Annotated in this window: 1 pseudogene; it reads left to right on the top strand. The window is 68.9% G+C overall.

Annotated elements, in window-relative coordinates:
* Positions 1 to 666 (top strand): annotated as a pseudogene (locus B2V21_RS02055) (phosphoribosylformylglycinamidine synthase); the annotation flags it as partial.

The following is a 666-nucleotide window of genomic DNA, read 5'->3' as shown; positions in this document are numbered from 1 at the left end:
CAAGATCTTCAATGCCAGCTGGACCATCGACGGTGCCGACCAGTCGCACTCGCTGTTCCGGATGATCAAGAACACCCACCAGCAGACCCCGCAGCACACGTTGAGCGCGTACAGCGACAACGCCGCCGTGGTCGCCGGTTTCCCGGCCGCGCGCTATCGCCCGGACCCGGCCACCGGTCAGTACCGCAGCGAAGCCGTGGTCGATTCGGCGTTCTGCATCAAGGTGGAAACGCACAACCACCCGACCGCGATCGCCCCGTTCCCGGGCGCGGCCACCGGTGCGGGCGGCGAAATCCGCGATGAAGGCGCGACCGGCCGCGGCGGCAAGCCCAAGGCTGGCCTGACCGGGTTCTCGGTCTCGCACCTGCGCATCCCGACCCTGCCGCAGCCGTGGGAAGCGCCGCGCGCGCTGAACCCGCGCATGGCCCCGGCGCTGGACATCATGCTGGACGGCCCGCTCGGCGGCGCTGCGTTCAATAATGAATTCGGCCGCCCGAATCTGCTGGGCTACTTCCGCAGCTTCGAACTGCCTGAAGGCGAGGGCCTGACCCGCGCGTACGATAAGCCGATCATGCTGGCCGGTGGCCTCGGCGCGATCGACCAGAACCAGGTCGAGAAGCTGCGCCTGCAGCCTGGCGATGCGGTGATCGTGCTCGGCGGCCCGGC

Source organism: Pseudomonas sp. UBA6276 (assembly GCF_002438365.1).
GTDB lineage: Bacteria > Pseudomonadota > Gammaproteobacteria > Pseudomonadales > Pseudomonadaceae > Aquipseudomonas > Aquipseudomonas coleopterorum.
This window is presented reverse-complemented; position numbering and strand designations above follow the sequence as displayed.